Annotated in this window: 18 protein-coding genes; 13 read left to right on the top strand and 5 right to left on the bottom strand. The window is 64.3% G+C overall.

Translation table 11 applies throughout. From position 1 onward, the window contains the following. The first annotated feature begins 125 nt into the window (after positions 1-125). Positions 126-953, top strand: coding sequence for a helix-turn-helix transcriptional regulator (locus CA951_RS31165; protein ID WP_143543123.1), 828 nt, complete (start codon positions 126-128; stop codon positions 951-953). A 236-nt stretch (positions 954-1,189) separates the two neighbouring features. Here CA951_RS31165 and CA951_RS31160 read toward each other — a convergent pair whose 3' ends face one another. Beyond that, on the bottom strand, positions 1,190-2,902 hold the full coding sequence (locus CA951_RS31160; RefSeq protein ID WP_256974160.1) for a hypothetical protein: 1,713 nt from the start codon (positions 2,900-2,902) through the stop codon (positions 1,190-1,192). A 605-nt stretch (positions 2,903-3,507) separates the two neighbouring features. Here CA951_RS31160 and CA951_RS31150 point away from each other — a divergent pair. Continuing rightward, on the top strand, positions 3,508-4,455 hold the full coding sequence (locus tag CA951_RS31150) for a type IV toxin-antitoxin system AbiEi family antitoxin domain-containing protein (protein ID WP_218780539.1): 948 nt from the start codon (positions 3,508-3,510) through the stop codon (positions 4,453-4,455). Continuing rightward, positions 4,452-5,354 (top strand): nucleotidyl transferase AbiEii/AbiGii toxin family protein, encoded by a 903-nt coding sequence (locus tag CA951_RS31145; RefSeq protein ID WP_087560543.1) that lies wholly within the window; start codon positions 4,452-4,454, stop codon positions 5,352-5,354. Before CA951_RS31150 ends, CA951_RS31145 begins: the two co-directional genes overlap by 4 nt. Before the next feature lie 118 nt (positions 5,355-5,472). Here the strand turns inward: CA951_RS31145 and CA951_RS31140 are convergent, their stop codons facing one another. Further along, complete coding sequence (locus tag CA951_RS31140) at positions 5,473-6,147, bottom strand: hypothetical protein (RefSeq protein ID WP_143543122.1); 675 nt, start codon at positions 6,145-6,147, stop codon at positions 5,473-5,475. Positions 6,148-6,676: 529 nt separating this feature from the next. On the opposite strand from CA951_RS31140, the gene CA951_RS31135 reads away from it, so the two are divergent. Both CA951_RS31135 and CA951_RS31130 read left to right on the top strand, forming a co-directional pair. Further along, a complete protein-coding gene (locus tag CA951_RS31135) occupies positions 6,677-7,327 on the top strand; it encodes a hypothetical protein (RefSeq protein WP_087560541.1) in 651 nt (216 codons plus the stop codon). A 155-nt stretch (positions 7,328-7,482) separates the two neighbouring features. Further along, on the top strand, positions 7,483-7,881 hold the full coding sequence (locus CA951_RS31130; protein ID WP_087560540.1) for a hypothetical protein: 399 nt from the start codon (positions 7,483-7,485) through the stop codon (positions 7,879-7,881). Between the two features lie 355 nt (positions 7,882-8,236). Here CA951_RS31130 and CA951_RS31125 read toward each other — a convergent pair whose 3' ends face one another. Continuing rightward, positions 8,237-8,761: a hypothetical protein gene (locus CA951_RS31125; RefSeq protein ID WP_143543121.1), complete on the bottom strand. Its 525-nt coding sequence runs from the start codon at positions 8,759-8,761 to the stop codon at positions 8,237-8,239. A 641-nt stretch (positions 8,762-9,402) separates the two neighbouring features. Here CA951_RS31125 and CA951_RS31120 point away from each other — a divergent pair. The 4 genes from CA951_RS31120 (at position 9,403) to CA951_RS31105 (ending at position 12,197) form a co-directional block, all read left to right on the top strand. Further along, positions 9,403-9,798 (top strand): hypothetical protein, encoded by a 396-nt coding sequence (locus tag CA951_RS31120; RefSeq protein WP_143543120.1) that lies wholly within the window; start codon positions 9,403-9,405, stop codon positions 9,796-9,798. A gap of 476 nt (positions 9,799-10,274) precedes the next feature. After that, positions 10,275-11,042 (top strand): hypothetical protein, encoded by a 768-nt coding sequence (locus tag CA951_RS31115; RefSeq protein ID WP_087560537.1) that lies wholly within the window; start codon positions 10,275-10,277, stop codon positions 11,040-11,042. 327 nt (positions 11,043-11,369) lie between these two features. Further along, positions 11,370-11,648 (top strand): hypothetical protein, encoded by a 279-nt coding sequence (locus tag CA951_RS31110; RefSeq protein ID WP_256974159.1) that lies wholly within the window; start codon positions 11,370-11,372, stop codon positions 11,646-11,648. Between the two features lie 321 nt (positions 11,649-11,969). After that, positions 11,970-12,197, top strand: coding sequence for a DUF2510 domain-containing protein (locus CA951_RS31105; protein WP_179220376.1), 228 nt, complete (start codon positions 11,970-11,972; stop codon positions 12,195-12,197). A gap of 49 nt (positions 12,198-12,246) precedes the next feature. Here the strand turns inward: CA951_RS31105 and CA951_RS31100 are convergent, their stop codons facing one another. Both CA951_RS31100 and CA951_RS31095 read right to left on the bottom strand, forming a co-directional pair. Further along, a complete protein-coding gene (locus CA951_RS31100) occupies positions 12,247-13,164 on the bottom strand; it encodes an IS3 family transposase (RefSeq protein WP_087560534.1) in 918 nt (305 codons plus the stop codon). After that, positions 13,164-13,487, bottom strand: coding sequence for a transposase (locus tag CA951_RS31095; protein WP_087560533.1), 324 nt, complete (start codon positions 13,485-13,487; stop codon positions 13,164-13,166). Before CA951_RS31095 ends, CA951_RS31100 begins: the two co-directional genes overlap by 1 nt. Positions 13,488-14,158: 671 nt before the next feature. Here CA951_RS31095 and CA951_RS31090 point away from each other — a divergent pair. The 4 genes from CA951_RS31090 to CA951_RS31075 all read left to right on the top strand — a co-directional run. Continuing rightward, positions 14,159-15,550 (top strand): SLC13 family permease, encoded by a 1,392-nt coding sequence (locus CA951_RS31090; protein WP_087560532.1) that lies wholly within the window; start codon positions 14,159-14,161, stop codon positions 15,548-15,550. Between the two features lie 9 nt (positions 15,551-15,559). Then, positions 15,560-17,341 carry a thiamine pyrophosphate-binding protein gene (locus CA951_RS31085; RefSeq protein WP_087560531.1) on the top strand — a complete coding sequence of 594 codons (1,782 nt, stop codon included), beginning with the start codon at positions 15,560-15,562 and terminating at the stop codon, positions 17,339-17,341. 26 nt (positions 17,342-17,367) lie between these two features. Continuing rightward, a complete protein-coding gene (locus CA951_RS31080) occupies positions 17,368-18,111 on the top strand; it encodes a class II aldolase/adducin family protein (RefSeq protein WP_087560530.1) in 744 nt (247 codons plus the stop codon). Between the two features lie 5 nt (positions 18,112-18,116). Beyond that, a partial coding sequence (locus CA951_RS31075) for an aldehyde dehydrogenase family protein (protein WP_143543128.1) occupies positions 18,117-18,935 on the top strand: 819 nt, incomplete at its 3' end.

Genomic DNA, 18,935 nt, shown 5'->3' with positions numbered 1-18,935 from the left:
GACTGGCGACTCTCGTGGGGTCCATCCGAGACCTGCGGCCCATGCACCAACTCCGATCGATGCCAATCGCGCACGACAGATTGCCGCTCTTGACTACTCACTGAGCGCTCACTACAGTTTTCGGCATGCCGAGCACTCGACAACTACGCGAAGACCTCGATATGACGCAATCAGAAGCTGCAACAAGGGCTGGCGTAAGCATCGCAACCTGGCGACGATGGGAGGACGACCCCACGTCGGTAAGCAGTGCCACTCGCGCGAAGTGCGAGAAGGTGATCGATCGCGAGTCCGCCGCCAAGGAACGAGCCAAGCAGATCGCTCACAAATATGAACAGACCTGGAATGACTCCGTCACCGTGACACCACGACAGGCCTACGCGCTGACGGTCGTACTGCACGGATGGGCCGACACCGATCTGACGATGTGGATCGATGGAGTTTTAGATTGCCCTCTGCACGAGGTTGGCCCCTTCGCCGGTATCGACCGACGTGCGATGTTCTACGTCGACGGCAACAAGGCATGGGCAGCAAAGGCACTCGAACGCTGCCGAGCAGTCGCAATTGAGATCGAAAACGGCACACTCCCGTTCGACCGGCCAGGATGCTTCTTCGACGAGCTCCTGATGGCCGCCGCTCTCCACGAAGCACCGGACATCATGGACCAGTTACCGGAACTCTTCGAGGAGATCACGCCTCGGCCGTCCCGCGACTGCACGAACGAAGTCGATGACGATGACTTCTACATGGTCGACGAGGAGTGGGCGGCGGTCAGCACCCGCTTCGACGATCTGTGTCGATGGGACGAGTGGGAGGTACCCTTCTACGCGGACCACGACTTGCTTCCGGCTATACTCGCCGAACGCAACCCGTTCAACTGGTTCGACCCTGAAGAAGGCACTGGCGCCGGCTACCTCCAGAGACTGTCGGGCCTGGTTGTCGACGGCGCGGAGTAAAGCGAAGGCAAGTGTGCGCAAGCACCATCACCCCGCCCATGGCGATGTTGCTTGAGTATGGTCGCAGATCCGGACTCGAACGCCACGATATCGGGACGCAATATCCTCGCGCTTCACGACAATTCGATCCCCGATCGTTAACGCGAGTTCGTGTCGTTCGGGGCGCTCGCGTCCCCGCTCCCCATCGGGCTCGAGACCTGTGCATCCATGCCAACGCCCCAGCAGCGATCGACAACTCAGGAATCCGGAACCGGTGCAATCAACCGAGTCGGAGGACGCGACGACTCGTGCATTCGCAGCCCGCGTGGACCGTCGTCCGTTGCATCGGGCATATCGATCAGCCAGGCGAGCACATCGTCGGAGAGCTGACTCGGATCGCCCAGGTCTTCAAGCAGACCATCCTGGCCGCGCTCATCGTACGGCGATGGCAGCGCGATCCCCGCCTCCATGGCATCGCGCACAATTTCGGTACAGATCGCCCGCCAGCGTCCCTGCCCCCACCAGTGCCGGGTGTATTCGGTCGAGCCTCCAATCGTCAGAAGCCGCATGGTGGCCTCGCTTCCCAAGATCTGAGTGTCAATGTGCTGCCAGGCATCCAGTCGGGCGCCGACGGTGTCGTGGACCTGTGGCCATCCGTCACCGAATAGTGCGGCAATGACCCGCCCGTCAGGCAGGCTCCAGTGGGAGTCGGTGAGCACCGCACGTATACCGTCCCAGTCGATCCCGTCGATCGGGTCGATGTGGGGGCGGATCGCTGTAGTGACCGCGATGTTGACTCGGGCCATCAAGACGTCGTCGGCAAGGTGCCACGCTTCGACCGCTGTGTCGTTGCGCCAACACCATGCAGCGATCCCCAGCGCGGCGGCACTCGGTACGCAGTCGGGGAGAACGTTGTTGGCCAGCATTCCCACGACCACGGTCAGAAAGGTGGACAGTTCGTCCGATGTAGCCAAGTCAGCGATCACCTGTTCGGCTGTGACGTCGCGTTCGACCGCGGCCGTGGCGAAGATCCATTCGGCGTATCGGCCCATCATGAAGTCCGACAGTGGCACACCATCGCTGTCGGAGAGCGCGATTCGGGTGGCATCGAGCCACCCCCGCTCACCAGCCACCTCGGTCACCGCCCGCCGTTGCTGGCCGGCGTCGCCCGTGAGGTCGATGATCACGTCATCGTCGAGCATGCTGAACAGTTCCGACGACTCGTCGTCGCAGGCACCGCCGAATGATTGGAACCGCAATTCGCCCTGCGCGGGTCGGTGCTCGACCTCGAAGGCCATACACGTCCGATACATCTGCGCCGTCAGGATCGGTCCGATGTCCGGGTCGACCTCACCCCACGACGCCTCTTCGTCGACCGACCACCCTGCCCAGGACAGAGCATCCAACAGGTCGTAAAAGTGTTCCCAGTGCTGCGAGGTCGGCACCTCGGTGAGCCTGTCCTCGACCGCATCTGGCGCGCGAAGCCGGCCTAGCAACCACTCCGCCGCCTCGGGATCGTCGATAGCGATGATCAACGGATCCGGGCGTATCTGCGCAGACCGGGAGCCGACCATCCGCGTCAAACTGGTGACGGCAATCTCCTGCCCATCGAACAATTCCTCGAGTTGTTCACCAACCTCAGCCAGCACAGCGTTGCCGTCGGCGATCCTTCGCTCGAAGGCCGCCCGGTCTTCATCGGCCCGCCGACTCTCTTCGTCCAGACGCCGCACCCGTTCCGAGACACCCCACATCCTGCGACGACCCGCCGAGCGACTCGCCACCTCCCCGGCGGCTTCGAGCCGGTCCAACGCAGAAGCCACCACCGGCACCTGGCAGCCCAATTGCGCGGCGATCTGCCCTGGAGAAACCAAATCGGCCTCCTCCGTCTGCTGCTGCAGACACCACAGCACTTGCCCCTGGTGGGACCACAACGGATCCGCGTCGAACTCCGCGGCTTCCTCCGCCGTCATATGCGGTCGACATGCCGGTGCGAACCGATCCAACGGCCTCGAATACCGCACCGGGGCCTGACAGGGGCCACCCGACTTCGTCTCACGCCCACACAAAGGCCGATCCTTCACATCTGCAGATGCTACTTTCCGCGCGCATCATCCCCGCCGCCACGCAGGCTAGAGCGGCCGTACCTGAAGCACCAAGCACCGTCGACAACGAACGCATGCGGCTCGCCCCGCCGTTTCGATACGGGGCCGTCGAACAGTTCCTCCTGCGCGAGCTTCCGATTTCGGCCACTGCGACACGGGCGGAACTGGTGTTGGTTCCGGCTCCGAGCGTCAGCACCCGGTTGTTCCCAATTGCCGCGATGGTGGCGTTGGCGCACCCTTCGGTTCGGCGCTAGCTATCGTGATCGCCGAGTTCCCCTCCATCGACCGCACATCCACGGTTGAGTCACCAGGCCAGCGGGCTCCAGTTCGAATACCCGCACAGGCAAAGTTGAGCATCGTGCCGATCACGATCTCGGTAGATGTCCGGCGAAGGGCCACGTGCATCCCACCCTCTTGATCTGCAAAATTCCGGTTGATACTGCAAAACTATCTACCAATGATATTATCGAAGCATGGAGAACGATGACCGCATGCTAGCGCTGGTGGACGTCGCCGCGAGCCAGTGGGGCCTGTTCACCACCAACCAAGCCGGAGCCGTCGGCGTACCGGCGCAGCGCCTCGCCCGCGCCGCGACTACCGGGGCGATCGAACGAATCCGGCACGGCGTCTACCGCATGGCCGGCTCCCCCAGCGTGGACAACGAGGAACTGCGTGCGGCGTGGCTGGCGATCGACCCGGCGGTGACAGCATGGGAGCGCCTCGACAGCGGCACCGTCGCGGTCGTGTCGCATCGGTCTGCCGCGCGGCTGCTGAACCTGGGTGACCTGGACGCGGACATCATGGAGTTCAGCCTCCCGCACCGGAAGCAATCGAGGCTCGCCGATCTGCGGTACCACCGTGGCACACTCGGCCGATCGGAGTGGACGGTGGTCGACGGACTTCCCGTGACCACGGCCGCGCGGACGGTCCTCGACCTCACGCGGGCTCACTGCGACGGTGGGCACCTGGCCGGCATCGCCCGCGACGCGTTGGCGTCCGGGCTCGCCGATCACGGCCAGCTGTCCCGGGCCCTTCAGGAATCCGCACATCGGTACGGTGCGCCGCCCGGCGACGGCGCCGCCCTCCTCGATCAGTTCATCGCGCTGTCCGGTGTTCCGGAATCCGCGGTGGCGCTGGCCTCGGTGCAGGCCGAAGTCCTGGGCCGTAAGCTCGCCGACGCCTTCACCGAGAGTCTGCGGGCACGTCTGGGGCGCAACGCCGATGCCGTGCTGCAAGCGGCTGCAGTGCGCATGCTCGCCCCCGGGGCGACGGCCGACACCACCGATGCACCTGCGCTGCAGCCCACACTCGGCGCGATCGAAGACGACATGAGCCAGATGGTGTCGCTTCGTTTCGCTGACCTGCCATCTGTGAGTGCACCCGCAAAGCACGTGGGCGACAGCAACGAGGCCGAACAGTGAACCCGCGGGCACCCCAAGCACTCAAACGCTCCCTCAACGCCCTGCTTCGCGCGGAGGCCGCCCGCCGCGGACGCGAACAACAGCACCTGATGCGGGAGCTGTTTCTGCAGGTCTTCCTCGGGCGGGTGTTCTCCGCCGAGGAGGGCGATCTCGTTCTCAAGGGCGGCAGCTCGTTGGTCACCCGCCTCCCCGACGCCCGGTACAGCCAGGACATCGACCTGCTGCACCTGAGCTCCGATCTCACCGCCGCCGCCGAGCTGGAGGGCGTCGTCGACGACCACGCCGGCCGCGACCCGTTCACGTTCCTCATCACCAAAAAGGAACGCTTCCAAGGAAACACCACCGGCATGAAGATCACCGTCGAAGCACGCTGCGGACCGCTCCTGATGACCCGGTTCCCGATCGACCTGTCCACCGAACGGGTCCCGATCGGCGACATCGAGCTATACACACCCCGCCCGGTGATCGACCTGCCGGAAATCGCACCCTACCCACAGTTCGCGCTCTACCCGCTACCACAACAGGTCGCAGACAAACTCTGCGCCATGTACGAACGGCACGGACGCGACGGGACCGCACCGTCGTCCCGCTACCGCGACCTTGTCGACCTCGTCCTCATCATCGACACCTGGACACTGCGCGCCGACCACCTCACGGCCGCACTCCGCAGCGAGGCACAACGCAGACAACTGACGCTCCCCACGTCTGTCATCGCACCAGGCCCACAATGGCCGACCGGCTACGCCGCGACCGCGAAAACCGTCGCCGCTCTCAGTCCCACCGCCAGGACCATCGACCAGGCCCTGAACACCGTCGGGCGGTGCCTCAATCCGATCCTCGACGGCACCGTTAGTGACGGCACCTGGGACCCCGCGACCAGCACCTGGAACACCGGATAAGCCTGCTGCCCTACGGGGATCACAGCACAGTCGGACGAGCCTGCAGCTGAGAAGTCGTATCCCGTCGAATTCCTCGCCCACCGCCGTCCGGTACATCGGGTCATATGGAAAAGGGGCTCTACCCCGTCGGAAAACACCCGGGGTACCACTGCGCCTCATGCTTGAGTTCTCGGGCCATCTCCGCACCGGAGACCGCCTGAACATGGGCGTTCGCACAGTCGCTTCCGGGCTTCCCGCTCGGGTTTCCCGCAACTGTTGAGTTGCACCAACCCCACGTCTCGTCATAGGTGGCGCCGATCGCCGCGCAATTGTCGATCTCCTCCTCGTGCAGCCGCGCGGCAGCCTGTTCACGGCTCGATTCAGCGGCGCGCGCCGACGTCGCGGCGACCCTGCCGGCCTCCGCCCAGTCATACTGGGCGTCGCAATCCGAAATCTGTTTGTCGACGATCGCACGGGCCTTCGGAAGGGATACCCCGACGGAGTCGGCGAAGTTCCGGTCGTACCAAGGGTCGCCCAGGTTGTCGCCGGTGGTCAGGTAGTGCAGAAGCGCGGCGCCGTAGTCGCACTCCTCGTGCCGAGCTACCACCAGCCCTCGCGTCGTTTCCGGCGTTGCCGCAGGCGAGGCGACTTCAGATGTCGGCGTGTAGATCGGCGCACCCGGACACGCAAAGATCGGCGTACCCGGGCCGCAGGTCGGGGTCGTATCGACGGTCTGGTCAGCAGAAGGCGATCCACACCCGGACAGGCAGATGCCTGTCGCCGCGACGACAACAAGACGACTCCACAACCTCATGCGAAGGAGCATGGCACAACGCTGGGCGGTCAGCCGAGGAGAGTCCGTGGTGTTGCTGCCCAGGGGGAAGGGTGAGATTGCGTTCGCCCTAGCGGATGTGGTGTTTGCTCGTCGATTGCCCTGACAGCTTCTGGTCACATGGCCGCCATACAGAGCGCCGGTCTGGGATGCCTGAACCGCCACGCCTCGAAGAGGCGACGCATGACTCCACCGCCCAGTAACCCAGTGTCACCGGATCTGGTCCGCGCACCGCAGCCTCCGCCGAGACCGGGCTACTCCCCGACGATGCTGTGGGCCGTGCTGGTCGTCTTCACGGTGAGTGCATTGGTGACGACTGCGGCTTATGGCTGCGGGCTCATGCGCACCATGTCCGTGTGCTCCGCTGACACCTCCTGTAACCGACCGTTACGCACAACAGTTTCCTACGGCGGCCACCGGATCGTCTTGCCGCGCGCCGGGCGATCTCCTGGAACAATTTCCGAGAACTGCCCGCCTCTGCCGGGCCGCCCGTCGTAGTGGAGGTACAACCGTGAGAGCGTCGAGCATCAGCCTACTTGCAGCAGTTGCCGTCCTGACCGGTTGTACGGCCGACGGGCCCGAACCAGCCACCGCGTCGCCCGCCTCGACCGAGGCAGCGACCGAGGGGCCGAAGCGAAATGCGCAGGGTCGAATCGAGAAACGATTCGGCGAACCCGCCGGACTGAACGACACCGCCACCGGACAGCCCGCCCTCACCTTCACCCTCAGCAACCCCCGCACCAACCCCGAATGCACCGGCTTCTGGAAATTCATCCCCGACCACCAATACCTGTTCGTCGACATCGAAGTCTCCACCACCGATGACTACGCCGACGCCGTCACCGGTGCGAACAACCGCAGCATCAAGACGATGGCAGACCGCAACCTCAGCGCCGCGAACTGGCGCGCCGTGGGACCCGACGACGTCGTTCTGACGGACCTGGTGTCCACTGCAGCGCTCAACTGCGAGGAAATGAACGACGACGCACTCCGGGAGCCGTTCGCTCCCGCCTCCACCTACCGCGGCAGCTTCGTCTTCGACGTGCCCGCCGGCACGAAGAGCCTGTACCTCGACATGCTCGGTAAGGACATCGGCTGGGAATGGGCGATTCCCGCCGAACTCGCCCCCGGCAGCTCGCCGGGAGCCGCGAACGGCTTCTGAGATGAGATGCCGAGAGCTCACTGCCCCGAACGAGAGGTCTAAGCACCCCCTGTCGTCGCTGGCCACCCGAGTGCCGCCGATTACCGGTGAGTGCACAGGCGGGCAGGGACAATGAATCCGGTACCAACAGGGCTTCCGGGTGGGGGTGATCGCACATGCGGATCGCGCTCCGTGTGCTCGGCCTGGCGATCATCGGGTCGATGATCATCGGTGTCGTGTGGGGCATGCCTTCGGGCACCACCGATCCCGGTGAATGGTGGCGGCAGGGCGCCCCGGTCGACCCCGATGCGATCTACCGCAACTTTCGATGGCCCGGTTGCCAGGTCGCGGACTGCAGCCACATGTACTTCAACGACGACGTCTTCGCCGCCGCCACCGCCTCCGCCGTCTCTGTCGTCGGCCGCCCCGGGGCGCAGCTGTGGAACATGCTGGCCGCGAACTCGGTCTTCCGCTGGATCATTCCCATCATCGCCGCGTTCGTCGTCGGTGAGCTCGCGAAGTCGATCTGGACGATCCTCATTCGGGACGAGAAGAAGAACGAAGCCGACGACTGACAGACCCGTCCGCGGCCGCGAGCGGGGCTGACTCTCCTGCACGGCAGGGCAGACCGGCATCTCCCGCGCCCACCCGTCCCGGCACCGGTCACACGTGCCAATTCGCCGGCCGCACAAACGCTGGCGGGCGAACGCACTCGGTTCTCATCCGCCTAGGCTGCCGAAGATCGGGTTCTCGGTCGGGGGTGGAGGGTTGCTCGATTCTGGTCGTTGCCGTGGCGGGAAGGGTTGTAGTAGCTGATGACGCGGTCGTCGTTGTCGTCAGCGGAGTGGTTGTCGGTCTGGCCAGCCCCGTCGAGCACCCTGTGGACCGGTGCGGCGGAGGTGAACCGCCACAGGGTGTGTCGATGAACGGTCAGGATCCGAACATCGGGGCCGGTGTTCCTCCGCCAGGTGTTCCCGTGCCCACCGTGAACGGCACGAGTGTCAGCGACGTCGACACCGGGCCGCCGTTCACCGCGCTCACACAGTGAATCCCGGCAACATAGTCACCGTCGGCGATGACCGGAATGTTCGCGACGCCGGTCTGTCCCTTGTTCAGGTGAATGTAGACGTTTCCGCCCGGTTCGCCGTCGCGATATCCCAAGGTGGGGTGTACCGGCGCACCATGGAGCCAATGCTCGGGATGGTTGGCAAGATCGAGCAGCGGGCTCTTTTCGATGAGGTCTGCGGTCGCGGCAGTGTGCACCCAGGGTCCCGAGCACTGAATGTCGCCCTCAGGTTCCGGGACCGTGATCGTGACCGTCGCGGAGTTACCGTTAACGGTCACCTCCGCGGCCGCCTTCTCCGCCGCCGACGCAGATCCGGGAAGCGCGACAGCGGCGATGATGGCGAACGCCACCCCCAGGATGCCGCGTTCAGCAAGTTTCGATGTACCCATTGTGGTTCCCCTCCGGATCAGAGCACTTCAGCAAATGTTGAGAATCCTATCCATCACACCCCGAGCAAGGTGCGGCACCTCCGTCGTGAGTAAGAGGGACGGCGTGACATCCACCCCCAGGGCTCAGAATGTCTGTGCCGCTGCCACATGAGGTGAGCCGGTGTCGGACCTTCCCGCAGGAGCAAGCAATGACAGATCGGCGATACCGCCCGCACCACCGCTTCCCGTCGCCGCTAGAGGACAAGGCCCCTGCTCTACCGCCCTTGTCGGTCGAATGATCTATTGACTCGGATATCTTGAAGCGCAACACATTGCGCGGATAGTTCGCTCCGCGCGGGAGATCGTTCCGAATTGTGTTATCGCCCGGTTCGTCTGGTATTAGTTTCAACTATCGCACTCATGAACGGCGCGCAACCTGGGCTTGCGCGCCTTCATGGCGCAGTGCGAGTGACTCCCCACCCTCGAAACAGGCGGCCCGGAAGAGGACCCAAAACTCACCAAGGACCGCTTCCCCAAGAACAGGAATGTGGGTGGTTGGTTCCCCTGCCGGAGGGCTGGCCGGGGAGCACATCCACTCCCACCAGGGGTACCACACTGAACAGGAAGGGCGCCCAATGCGTCTCACACGTCTCGCAACGGCCGTGGCTACCACCACTGTCGCTGCCGCCGCCATCGCCACCGCCGGCGCCGGTACGGCCCAGGCCACCACCTACTGCGGGGACAAGGTTCGCTCGTCGATCTACTACTCCGGCACCAACTGCATGAACTACGTCATCTGGAAGGAAGACGGCTCCAAGTTCGACGGCTACACCTGCCGGGGCGTCGTCGAGGTCGACCAGATCGTGAACAAGGGCGACTGGCTCGGCATCGAGCCCACCCCGGCCGCCGGTTTGTACGTTTCCTGCCACACCTTCAACCTGCGCACCTACGAAACGATCGTCTCCAAGGGTGAGTACTGGGACGAGGACTACGCAGACTCAGGCTCGCTCGGGTCGCTGTTCGGGCCCCCGCCGCCGATGTGCATGTTCCAGGCCTGACCCAAACCCTTTCCCGGACACCCACAACGGGCAAGACCGCACGGCCTGAGAGACCCCGAGACACGGCCCCAGATCGGAGGGTCGTGTCCGGGGCCGCAACCCCCAGCGTACGGACGGTGACGACAGGGGCAATACAGCTCGACTCGACCTCGACGTTCGCGTCATCACCAGCGCCAGTGAGCAGGGAATCTCCAAGGAGTGGAGACTGATCGATGGCAAGCAAGCTCCGGAACTGAACAAGCACCAGCAGCGCGGGAAAATCATCGAGTCCGACCGGGTCCACGCGGACGCCGCCCTGGCCATGGTGGAGGACCACCTCCTCGACCGGTATGCCTCGGAGGCCGAACCGTGGAACTCCCCGGCATCCCACCCGACGGTGCACATCAAAGACCCTTCCGTCACTGCAGAAGCGCCGGGGACACCCCGACGGTCAAGGACAGGACGCGGTAGACGTCCACTATCGAGAGAGCCACCCAGTGAACGACACGCCTTTCCCTCACCAGGACCCGAACCAGCCCAAACCGGGCCAGCTCGGGCAGCCCAGCCCCGGCCAGGCCCCCAAGCCGCCGAAGCCTCCCAAGCAGCCGTGGGCCACCGGCGACAAGAAGAAGCGCTGGCCCTGGGTGATGGGCGGCACCTTCGCCGCCGCGACCCTCTTCCTCGGCATCGCCGCCAACCAGCACGAGAACACCCCGACGGCGTCCGAGACCGCCCTCGCCTCCCGCACCAGCGCCGCCGCCGCGACCCTGTCAGCTCAGCAGGCCGAGGCGAAGCGGCTCGAGCAGGAGGAGATCAAGCGGCAGCACGAGGAGGAACAGGTCCGCCGCGCCGCCGAGGCCGAGGCGGAACGCCAGCGGCAGGCGGAAGTCCTGGCCGCCAAGATGGACCGGGGCACCTACGAGCAGATCGGCGACCGCGACTTCGCCCTGTTGGCGAAGGACCCGGACGCCCACAAGGGCCGCAAGCTGGTGATCTACGGAGTGGTGGTCACCCAATTCGACTCCGCAACAGGGAAGACGACGTTCCGCGCCGAGACCGGCGCCAACCCGGGCGACTACTACGACTACGACGTGAACTCCATGGTCGGAGTGCTGTCCACCACCGCCGCGAATGTGGTCGAGGACGACATGGTCACCCTGTACGTCGAGGTCGTCGGCTCCTATTCCTACGACACCCAGATCGGCGGCAACACCACCGTGCCGAAGTTCTTCGCGAACATCGTCGACGTCACCGGGAGCAAGTAGGGATCCGCCCGGTGACCCCCTGCTGCTGGCAGTGGGTGCTCTGGCTGCCGCACGCGTAGCGGACGCAGTGACTCCCGCACTGGACGGGTAAGGGATCAGTTACCGGGACCTCTACGTTGAATTCCCGGGGGAATTGGTGGGTAGAGGGCCGAGTCCGCAACCTTCTGCCACAACCAGCGAAGTTCCATCCCGAGTAGCACCGGCGACGCGCCAACCACGGCACGGTGAAACACCTCCCCCTGGGACCCGGCGCCAAGTGCGGCGCATGACAGTGACCGCTTGCGTCGACAGGCTCACTGGCCCGACCCGCCCGCGCCCGGTGCACCAATGAATGAGAGGAAGTTGACCGTGGTGGCATTCGACGAGACCGACCTCGGTATCGAGGTGGCGGAGCGCACCAACGTGTGCGCGATCGTGGCACTGTTCTGCGCCCTGACAGGGTTATTCGTCCCGGCGCTGGTATTCGGCGCGATCGGATACGTCGAAACCGGCGGACGCGAACACGAAACCGGCTCCGGCCTCGCCGTTGCCGCACTGATCCTCGGCGCCATCGAACTGGTCGCCGTCGTGCTGACTGCCGTCATCGTTCTCGCTTCCATGCGATGAAGCGGGCAGTCCAGGGTCGGCGTTCGTCAGCAGCCGGCACCCACCCACCGAGACACTTGCGTACCGTCACGGTGATCGATTCGCGCTGGACGAACCGCGCGATCCGAGCCGCCGGTTCCGTTCGACCATCGAATCACCCAAGTCCCGCCCCTGACTCTTTCGTGCATCGGGTGGGTTCACAGGCGCCGACGCCGCGTGCGACGGTGGTCCGGTGTTACCGCCCCCGGGGCGACTCCGCAGCTGTCGTTCGCATGAATGAACTTCGGCCCACCTCTGTCGTGTCTAGCTCCGTCACTGACTCCGGGGCCCATACTCACGGCTATGGGAGCAATGAGTCCATGGCACTGGATGCTCGTGTGCGCCGCGTTGGCCGTGATGCTGGCGATCATCATCGGCGTCATCCTGCTGATCGTGCGGGTGGTCAAGTCCGGCAGTAAGGCGGCGACCGCTCACCCGGTGCTGCCGGGGTGGTATCCCGACACCGCAGATGCACGGTTGATCCGCTGGCACGGCGGTCACCGCTGGACCGACCACGTTCAAAACCGATAGCCCGCACTGTGAGGTTCCCCCCGAACGGTGGACAAGGGGGTTACATACTTCAGGCGACTGCCGCCTGAAGTGACTTCTCGTAACTGTCGGGGCTTTGCATCCCCACTGCCGAGTGCCGTCGAACAGTGTTGTAGAAGAAGATCCAGCTGTCAACTGCAGCAACGAGATCGGATCTCGTCGCGTAAACGTGCCGATAGTATTCCTCATGCTTGAACGTCGACCAGAACGATTCGGACGGACTGTTGTCCCAGCAGATCCCGGTCGCACCCATCGACCGACGCAACCCGTGCCGGACACACGAGGCCGCGGTCAGGTGGGCAGTGTATTCCCCGCCCCGGTCGGAGTGCAGGATCGTCTCACGACACCACCCACCGCGTACGGCCACGGCCCGATCGATGGCCGTGGTGACCAGCTCGGCACCGATGTGATCAGCAATGCTGTATCCCAACACTTTCCGAGAATGCCCATCCCGAATCGCGCACAAGAACATGTCACCTTCACCGGATGTGAGATAGGTGATGTCGGTGAGCCAGACCGCGTCGAGCCGGCCCTGGTCGAAGTGCCGATCGATCAGATCCGGCGGGAACGACGCCTGCGGATCGACCACCGTCGTCTTGACCTTGAACGTGCGTGGAGAGATGCCCTCCACACCGATCGAGGCCATGATCTTGGCCACCGTCTTCTCGTTCACCACCTCACCGCGTGCGCGCAAGTCGGCTGTGACCCGCGGTGACCCGTAGGTACCCTTCGAATCCTTGTGGATCTCGATGATCTTGACTTCGAGGTCGGCGCGACGCTGCTGCCTCGGCGTCAACACCATGGTCGCCCTGCGTTTGACGTACTGGTAGTAACCGGATGTGGACACTTTCAATAGTCGCGCCATCCGCGTGATCGAGAAGCGCTCACTTTCCGGTGCGGCGGTGCCGGCGGTCTCCGAGATGTCGTCGGGGCCGGCGTACTTCACCATCAGATCGAACCGGGTCGGTTCTTCTGCATCGAGGCAAAGTACGCCGAGGCTTTTACCAGGAAGGCGTTGTCCTTCTCTAGCTCGCCGACCTGCCGTCGCAATCGCAGCAACTCGGCGCGTTCGGCCGCGTCCAGAGGTTTCTCTCCATGGGACTCGGCGGCGGCGATCCTGCGTCGCTCGACTTTGACCCATTCACCCAACAGGCTCTCGTTGAGGCCCAGTTCCCGGGCGACGTCGGCGATGGTGCGACCGGAATCAATCACACGATGGGCAGCCTCGACCTTGTACTCGGCCGTGAACGACCGACGCTTGCGAGGAGGCATACGGACATCCTTTCAGCGGGACCGGCGCCCCGCCAATTCGGTGTCCACTTTCCGGGGGGAACCTCACTGTGCGCGCCCTTGCCCCAACAGAGGCTGATGGGTAGCGAAGAGGGCTGATGGTTAGCGAAGAGCCTCCTCGTCAGTACCGTGATGCGCCAACGAGTGGGCGCGTAAACCATGGCTGACCGTCCCCTTAGTGATCTTGTGCAGGTGGGTTGCTGCGCCGTGTCTCGGACGGCGCTGGGCGTACACCTAGATGACCGCCACAGCCGATACCATCAGATAATTCTTCTAGGCAGAACAAAAGGTATCGACAACAGACTGTGATGCGCGTTACTGTGCTCTTCGCACGAGGAGGAGGCCTAACCGAATGCATGGAGTCCCCGGTATTGCGCCAGCGGCTCGTGGGGTCGCTGACTTCAATTCGCGCTCAACGCACCCCCGCTGGCGAGCGCGTAAGACGACGAGTAGGTCGAGCTTTCCAATCGCGCGGACCGGGTTGTATGCCAGCGCCCGGAAGCCAAAATGTGCGCGCACTGGCCCGCCGATGAGGCGCGCTTTGCGATGACGTATGACGGAGTCTGTATCGGATCCCGAGCGCCGGGCGAGCCGCCGTCTCCTTGCGTTCTGAGCTATTCAGGAAATGACGCCTAGCCGAAACGGATCTACTTATGGAAGTTCATCTGATCTCAATCGGAGTGCTTGCACTCTCCTTCCTTGTCGGAGCAACACGAGGAATAAATCTCGGCGCCGCCGCGCTTGTCGGCGGCGGTGCCATAGTTCTCCTCGTATCCGATGGCGGGGTCGAGCAGCTCTATAGTGCATTTCCCGCCGACCTGTTCGTTCTGTTGGTCGGGGTTACCTTCCTGTTCGGCATCGCGACGGTCAATGGCACTATCGAATGGGTCGTCGACATGCTCGGACGGGCGGTGCGTGGTCGCGCCTCGGTGATGCCGTGGATTCTTTTCATCGTGGCCGGTGTCGTTACAAGCCTTGGCGCGCTGGCGCCCGTGGTGGTCGGGCTGGTGGCGCCGATCGGGTTGCGCCTGGCCAAGAATTATCGCATCAGCCCACGGCTAGCCGGGCTGATGATCCTGCACGGCGCGTCCTGTGGGAACTTCTCGCCGGTGAATCTGCTTGGAGCAACGGTTAACTCGACCCTCGAACGGGCAGGACTCGAGCCGAACCCTGTGGCGCTGTTCGCAGCGAATGTCGGGTACAACGTGATGCTGGGGATCATCATCTACTGCCTCTTCGGCGGGCTGCAACTGCTGCGTAAAGAACGTGACGCTGTCGCCGCGAGCGTGGTGGGACGCACGCCGGCCCTTGCATACGCGGGCGGGTCTTCCCTGGTCAGTCAAGGCCCGGTCGCAGACCGAGGGGGCGCGACAACCGGAGGAGACGGCGACGACGCGGCCGCCGTGGGTTCCACAGAGGGTGAGCGCTCCGATTCCTCGGGGGGCGAGCGTTTCAGCCTGATCAAGGGATTGACTCTCGCGATAATCGTTGCTGTCGGCGTCATCGCGATGGTGGGCAAGGTCGACCTCGGAGTCCTTGCTCTCTCCGCCGGCGTCGTCCTGACCATTTTCGCTCCCAAGAGCTCGTCCGGAGGCAGTAAGCGAATTGCCTGGGACGTAGTGCTTCTCATCACTGGAGTGGTCACCTACGTCGGCTTGCTGAACGAAAACGGCACAATCAAGTTCGTCGGCGACGCGGCCAACAGCCTGGGGTCCCCGCTGGCGACGGCGTTTCTCATCTGCCTGATCGCGGCGGTCGTCTCGTCTTTCGCCTCCAGCGCCGGCATCATCGCCGTACTCATTCCACTTGCGATGCCCTTCCTGTTGGAGGGAGACATCTCGGTAACCGGGATGGCCATCGCTATCGCGATCAGCTCGACCGTCGTGGACTCGACGCCATTCTCGACGATCGGCGCTGTCGCACTTTCGAACGCCGACCAGGAAGACCGTAGCTACACCTATCGCGGGTTCTTGGCCTGGGGTGCGCTGATGGTGGTGACGGCGCCAATTCTCACCATGATTTTCGTTCTTCCCGGGCTTCGATGAAAGGTAGCCATGACTACGACTGACAATACTTACGCCGCTCCGGCCGAGCAGCACACCACCACATCCCCCGAGCGTATCCCGAGCTGGGGAAGCGATGCCGTGGTCGACCTCCTCCAACGGGCGGGCATCGACCACATCACACTGAATCCCGGCGCCAGCTTCCGCGGCCTGCACGACAGCCTCGTCAACTACGCCGGCGACGCCGGACCGCACATGCTGCTCTGTTTGCATGAGGAACACGCCGTTGCTATTGCCCACGGCTGGGCGAAGATTACCGGCCGGCCGATGGCCGTTGCGCTGCACAGCAACGTGGGGCTGATGCACGCCACTATGGCCCTGTACAACGCCTGGTGTGACCGCGTGCCCATGCTGGTCATCGGCGCCACCGGACCGCTGGATGCCGACCGTCGCCGCCCCTGGATCGACTGGATCCACACCTCCTCCGACCAGCCGGCACTCGTCCGCAACTTCGTCAAGTGGGACGACACCCCGACCTCGTTGGCTGCCTCGCTGGAGTCACTTGCGCGAGCGTGGGACATCACACGCACCGCGCCGACCGCTCCGACCTACGTCGTCTTGGACACCACGGTCCAGGAGCAGGCGCTCGGCACTGAGCCACCGCAGCCGCTCATCACAGCGGGGCGTCTGCGCGACCAACCCACCGCCTCTGCGGAGTCCCTTGCCCGGGCAGCGACGCTTCTGTCGGCAGCCAAGAGACCGGTGGTCCTCGCTGGACCCGCGCAGCGAGACGAGGCGGCGTGGGCGAACAGGATTAAGCTCGTCGAGGCACTCGGTGCCCGAGTTGTCACCGACCTCAAGGCCGGGTCGATGTTCCCGACAAGGCATCCAGCCCACATCCCCGGACCGGGATTCTTCCTAGGCAAGCAAGCCAGCGAAGCACTACGCGACGCCGACGCCATCCTTGCCCTGAACTGGATCGACCTGGCAGGAACCCTCGCACAAGCCGGAATCGCCGGCACCGTCCCGGTCGTGTCTGCAACGCTGGAACCGCTTCTGGCGAACGGCTGGAGCAAGGACCACCAAGGCCGCATCCAGCCCGACGTGTGGTTGCCGGCGGAGCCCGATAGCGCCGTGACGGCGCTGCTGGAGCACCTACCGACGGCACCGGAGTCAGCCTGGAAGGCGCGGTCGACCGCCGAGGCGACAACACGACCAGGACCAATCAACCTTTCCCGGCTGAGCACCTCTCTTCAGGAGGCCCTGACGGACATCGACACCACACTCGTGCGGCTCCCTCTGGGGTGGGACGGGGACAGCTGGGACTTCGACCATCCGCTCGCCTTCCTAGGCTATGACGGCGGCGGGGGCATCGGGTCAGGACCGGGTATGACCGTCGGGGCCGCCCTGGCGTTGCAGGAACAGGGACGGATGCCAGTCGCGGTGCTCGGCGACGGCGACTTCTTGATGGGTGTGCAGGCCATCTGGACGGCCGTGAACCAACGCATACCAGCCCTGATCGTGGTCGCGAACAACCGCTCATACTTCAACGACGAGGTCCACCAGGAAAAAGTCGCACACCAGCGCGGACGCGACGCAAGTCGAAAGTGGATCGGGCAGCGAATCGCCGACCCTGCACCGGATCTGGCGGGCCTCGCACGCGCCCAGGGTGCCATCGGCTACGGACCCGTCACCGACCGGTCCGAGCTCGCCGACGTGCTCCACGCTGCTGTCCGCGACGTGCAGGCCGGCGCAACAGTGGTCGTCGACGTCGTCGTCGAGACCGGATACACCCCGGCCATGGCGGCCGCACTCACCAGGGAGACCGAATGAAAACCGAACCGCTTCAAGGAGCAGATATGACAGACACCGACAGTGCGATCGATCCCGACCCGACCGAACTGCGCGAGCAACTGGTTGCCGCAAACCACATTTTGGTGCGCCAGGGCGTGCTGGACGCGTTCGGCCACGTGAGCGCACGCACCGCTGCCGGCGCGGATACCTTCCTCCTCTCCCGTAACCTGGCGCCCGGATCGGTGACCGCCGACGACCTGCTAGTTCACGACCTCGACGGTCGGGCGTCGGGCGACCGCCCCCTGTACCTCGAGCGGTTCATCCACGCCGAAATCTACCGACGGAGGCCGGATGTGATGGCAGTCGTGCACAGTCATTCGCCGTCGGTCATCCCCTTCAGCCTATGCGCCACCCCGTTGAGGCCGGTCATCCATATGGCTGGGTTTCTGGCCTCGGAACGGACGCCGGTCTACGAGATCAGTGACTACGCCGGGGACGCCAGTGACCTTCTGATCACCTCGGCAGGGCTCGGCGCATCGCTGGCCATCACACTCGCGGGCGACTCCGTCGCGCTGATGCGGGGACACGGCTCGGTGACCGCGGGATCTTCGCTGCGCGAGAGTGTCTACCGCGCTGTCTACACCGAGGTGAACGCACGGATTCAACTCGAGGCCCACTCCCTCGGCAATCCGCGCTACCTGAGCGCCGGTGAGGCGAAATCTTCTGACGAAACCGTCGGCGGACAAGCAGATCGGGCGTGGAACGTGTGGCGTGACCAGGTAACGCAGGAGAGGAACCAAAGCAAGTGACGGAAATGACCACGGTCCGTGCCCGAACCGAACGACAGACGGAGATCGACGCGCTCCGGCACCGACACTTCCGCATGCTGATCGGAGGCGAACTGGTCGACGCCGCCAGCGGGAAACGCTTTCCAACAACCGACCCCTTCACCGCGGAATCACTGACCTCCGTGCCCGACGCAACTGTGGCAGACGTGGATGCCGCCGTCGAAGCTGCTGATCGAGCTCGCGAAAGCTGGCGCAGCACGCCCGTCGCTGACCGCGTTCGCTGTGTGCTGGCACTTGCGGATGCCGTCGAAGCACACACCGAGGAGCTGGCTCTCCTCGATTGCCTCGACGTTGGCTCTCCCATCACCAACGCCCGCAACGACGTCCGCATGGCCCTCGACCAGATGCGGATGTTCGCCGGACTGGCCCTGGAGATGAAGGGACAGACAATCCCGGGGGCCGGAGCACTTCACCTCACAGTGCGTGAACCGGTCGGGATCGTGGCGAAAATCTTCCCCTTCAACCACCCACTGATGTTTGCCTGTCGAATCGCAGCACCACTGATCGCGGGAAACACCTGTGTGATCAAACCACCGGAAGCAGGGCCGCTGTCGACGCTGCGACTTGGTGAACTCGCTCGGGACCTGTTCCCGTCGGGTGTGCTCAATATCGTCGTCGGTAACGGACCCGGCGTGCCGGACAGACTAGTTCGTCACCCCGCGGTCAGACGGATCGGCTTCATCGGCTCCGAGAACACGGGGAGGGCAATCCAACGTGCAGCAGCAGAAACCGGCGTCAAGAATGTGACTCTCGAACTCGGCGGCAAGAACGCCATGGTCGTATTC

The organism is Rhodococcus sp. NCIMB 12038 (assembly GCF_002165735.1).
Lineage (GTDB): Bacteria > Actinomycetota > Actinomycetes > Mycobacteriales > Mycobacteriaceae > Rhodococcus_F.
Note: the sequence above shows the minus strand (reverse complement) of the source record. Positions and strands in the feature narration are given on the sequence as shown.

Coding starts and splice junctions, on each gene's coding strand:
- CA951_RS31100 (WP_087560534.1), bottom strand. CDS start 13,164: ATGGTGAAGTACGCCGGCCCCGACGACATCTCGGAGACCGCCGGCACC.
- CA951_RS31140 (WP_143543122.1), bottom strand. CDS start 6,147: ATGAGGTTGTGGAGTCGTCTTGTTGTCGTCGCGGCGACAGGCATCTGC.
- CA951_RS31105 (WP_179220376.1), top strand. CDS start 11,970: ATGGGAGCAATGAGTCCATGGCACTGGATGCTCGTGTGCGCCGCGTTG.
- CA951_RS31085 (WP_087560531.1), top strand. CDS start 15,560: ATGACTACGACTGACAATACTTACGCCGCTCCGGCCGAGCAGCACACC.
- CA951_RS31160 (WP_256974160.1), bottom strand. CDS start 2,902: ATGACGGCGGAGGAAGCCGCGGAGTTCGACGCGGATCCGTTGTGGTCC.
- CA951_RS31110 (WP_256974159.1), top strand. CDS start 11,370: ATGAATGAGAGGAAGTTGACCGTGGTGGCATTCGACGAGACCGACCTC.
- CA951_RS31125 (WP_143543121.1), bottom strand. CDS start 8,761: ATGGGTACATCGAAACTTGCTGAACGCGGCATCCTGGGGGTGGCGTTC.
- CA951_RS31150 (WP_218780539.1), top strand. CDS start 3,508: ATGGAGAACGATGACCGCATGCTAGCGCTGGTGGACGTCGCCGCGAGC.
- CA951_RS31165 (WP_143543123.1), top strand. CDS start 126: ATGCCGAGCACTCGACAACTACGCGAAGACCTCGATATGACGCAATCA.
- CA951_RS31130 (WP_087560540.1), top strand. CDS start 7,483: ATGCGGATCGCGCTCCGTGTGCTCGGCCTGGCGATCATCGGGTCGATG.
- CA951_RS31080 (WP_087560530.1), top strand. CDS start 17,368: ATGACAGACACCGACAGTGCGATCGATCCCGACCCGACCGAACTGCGC.
- CA951_RS31090 (WP_087560532.1), top strand. CDS start 14,159: ATGGAAGTTCATCTGATCTCAATCGGAGTGCTTGCACTCTCCTTCCTT.
- CA951_RS31095 (WP_087560533.1), bottom strand. CDS start 13,487: ATGCCTCCTCGCAAGCGTCGGTCGTTCACGGCCGAGTACAAGGTCGAG.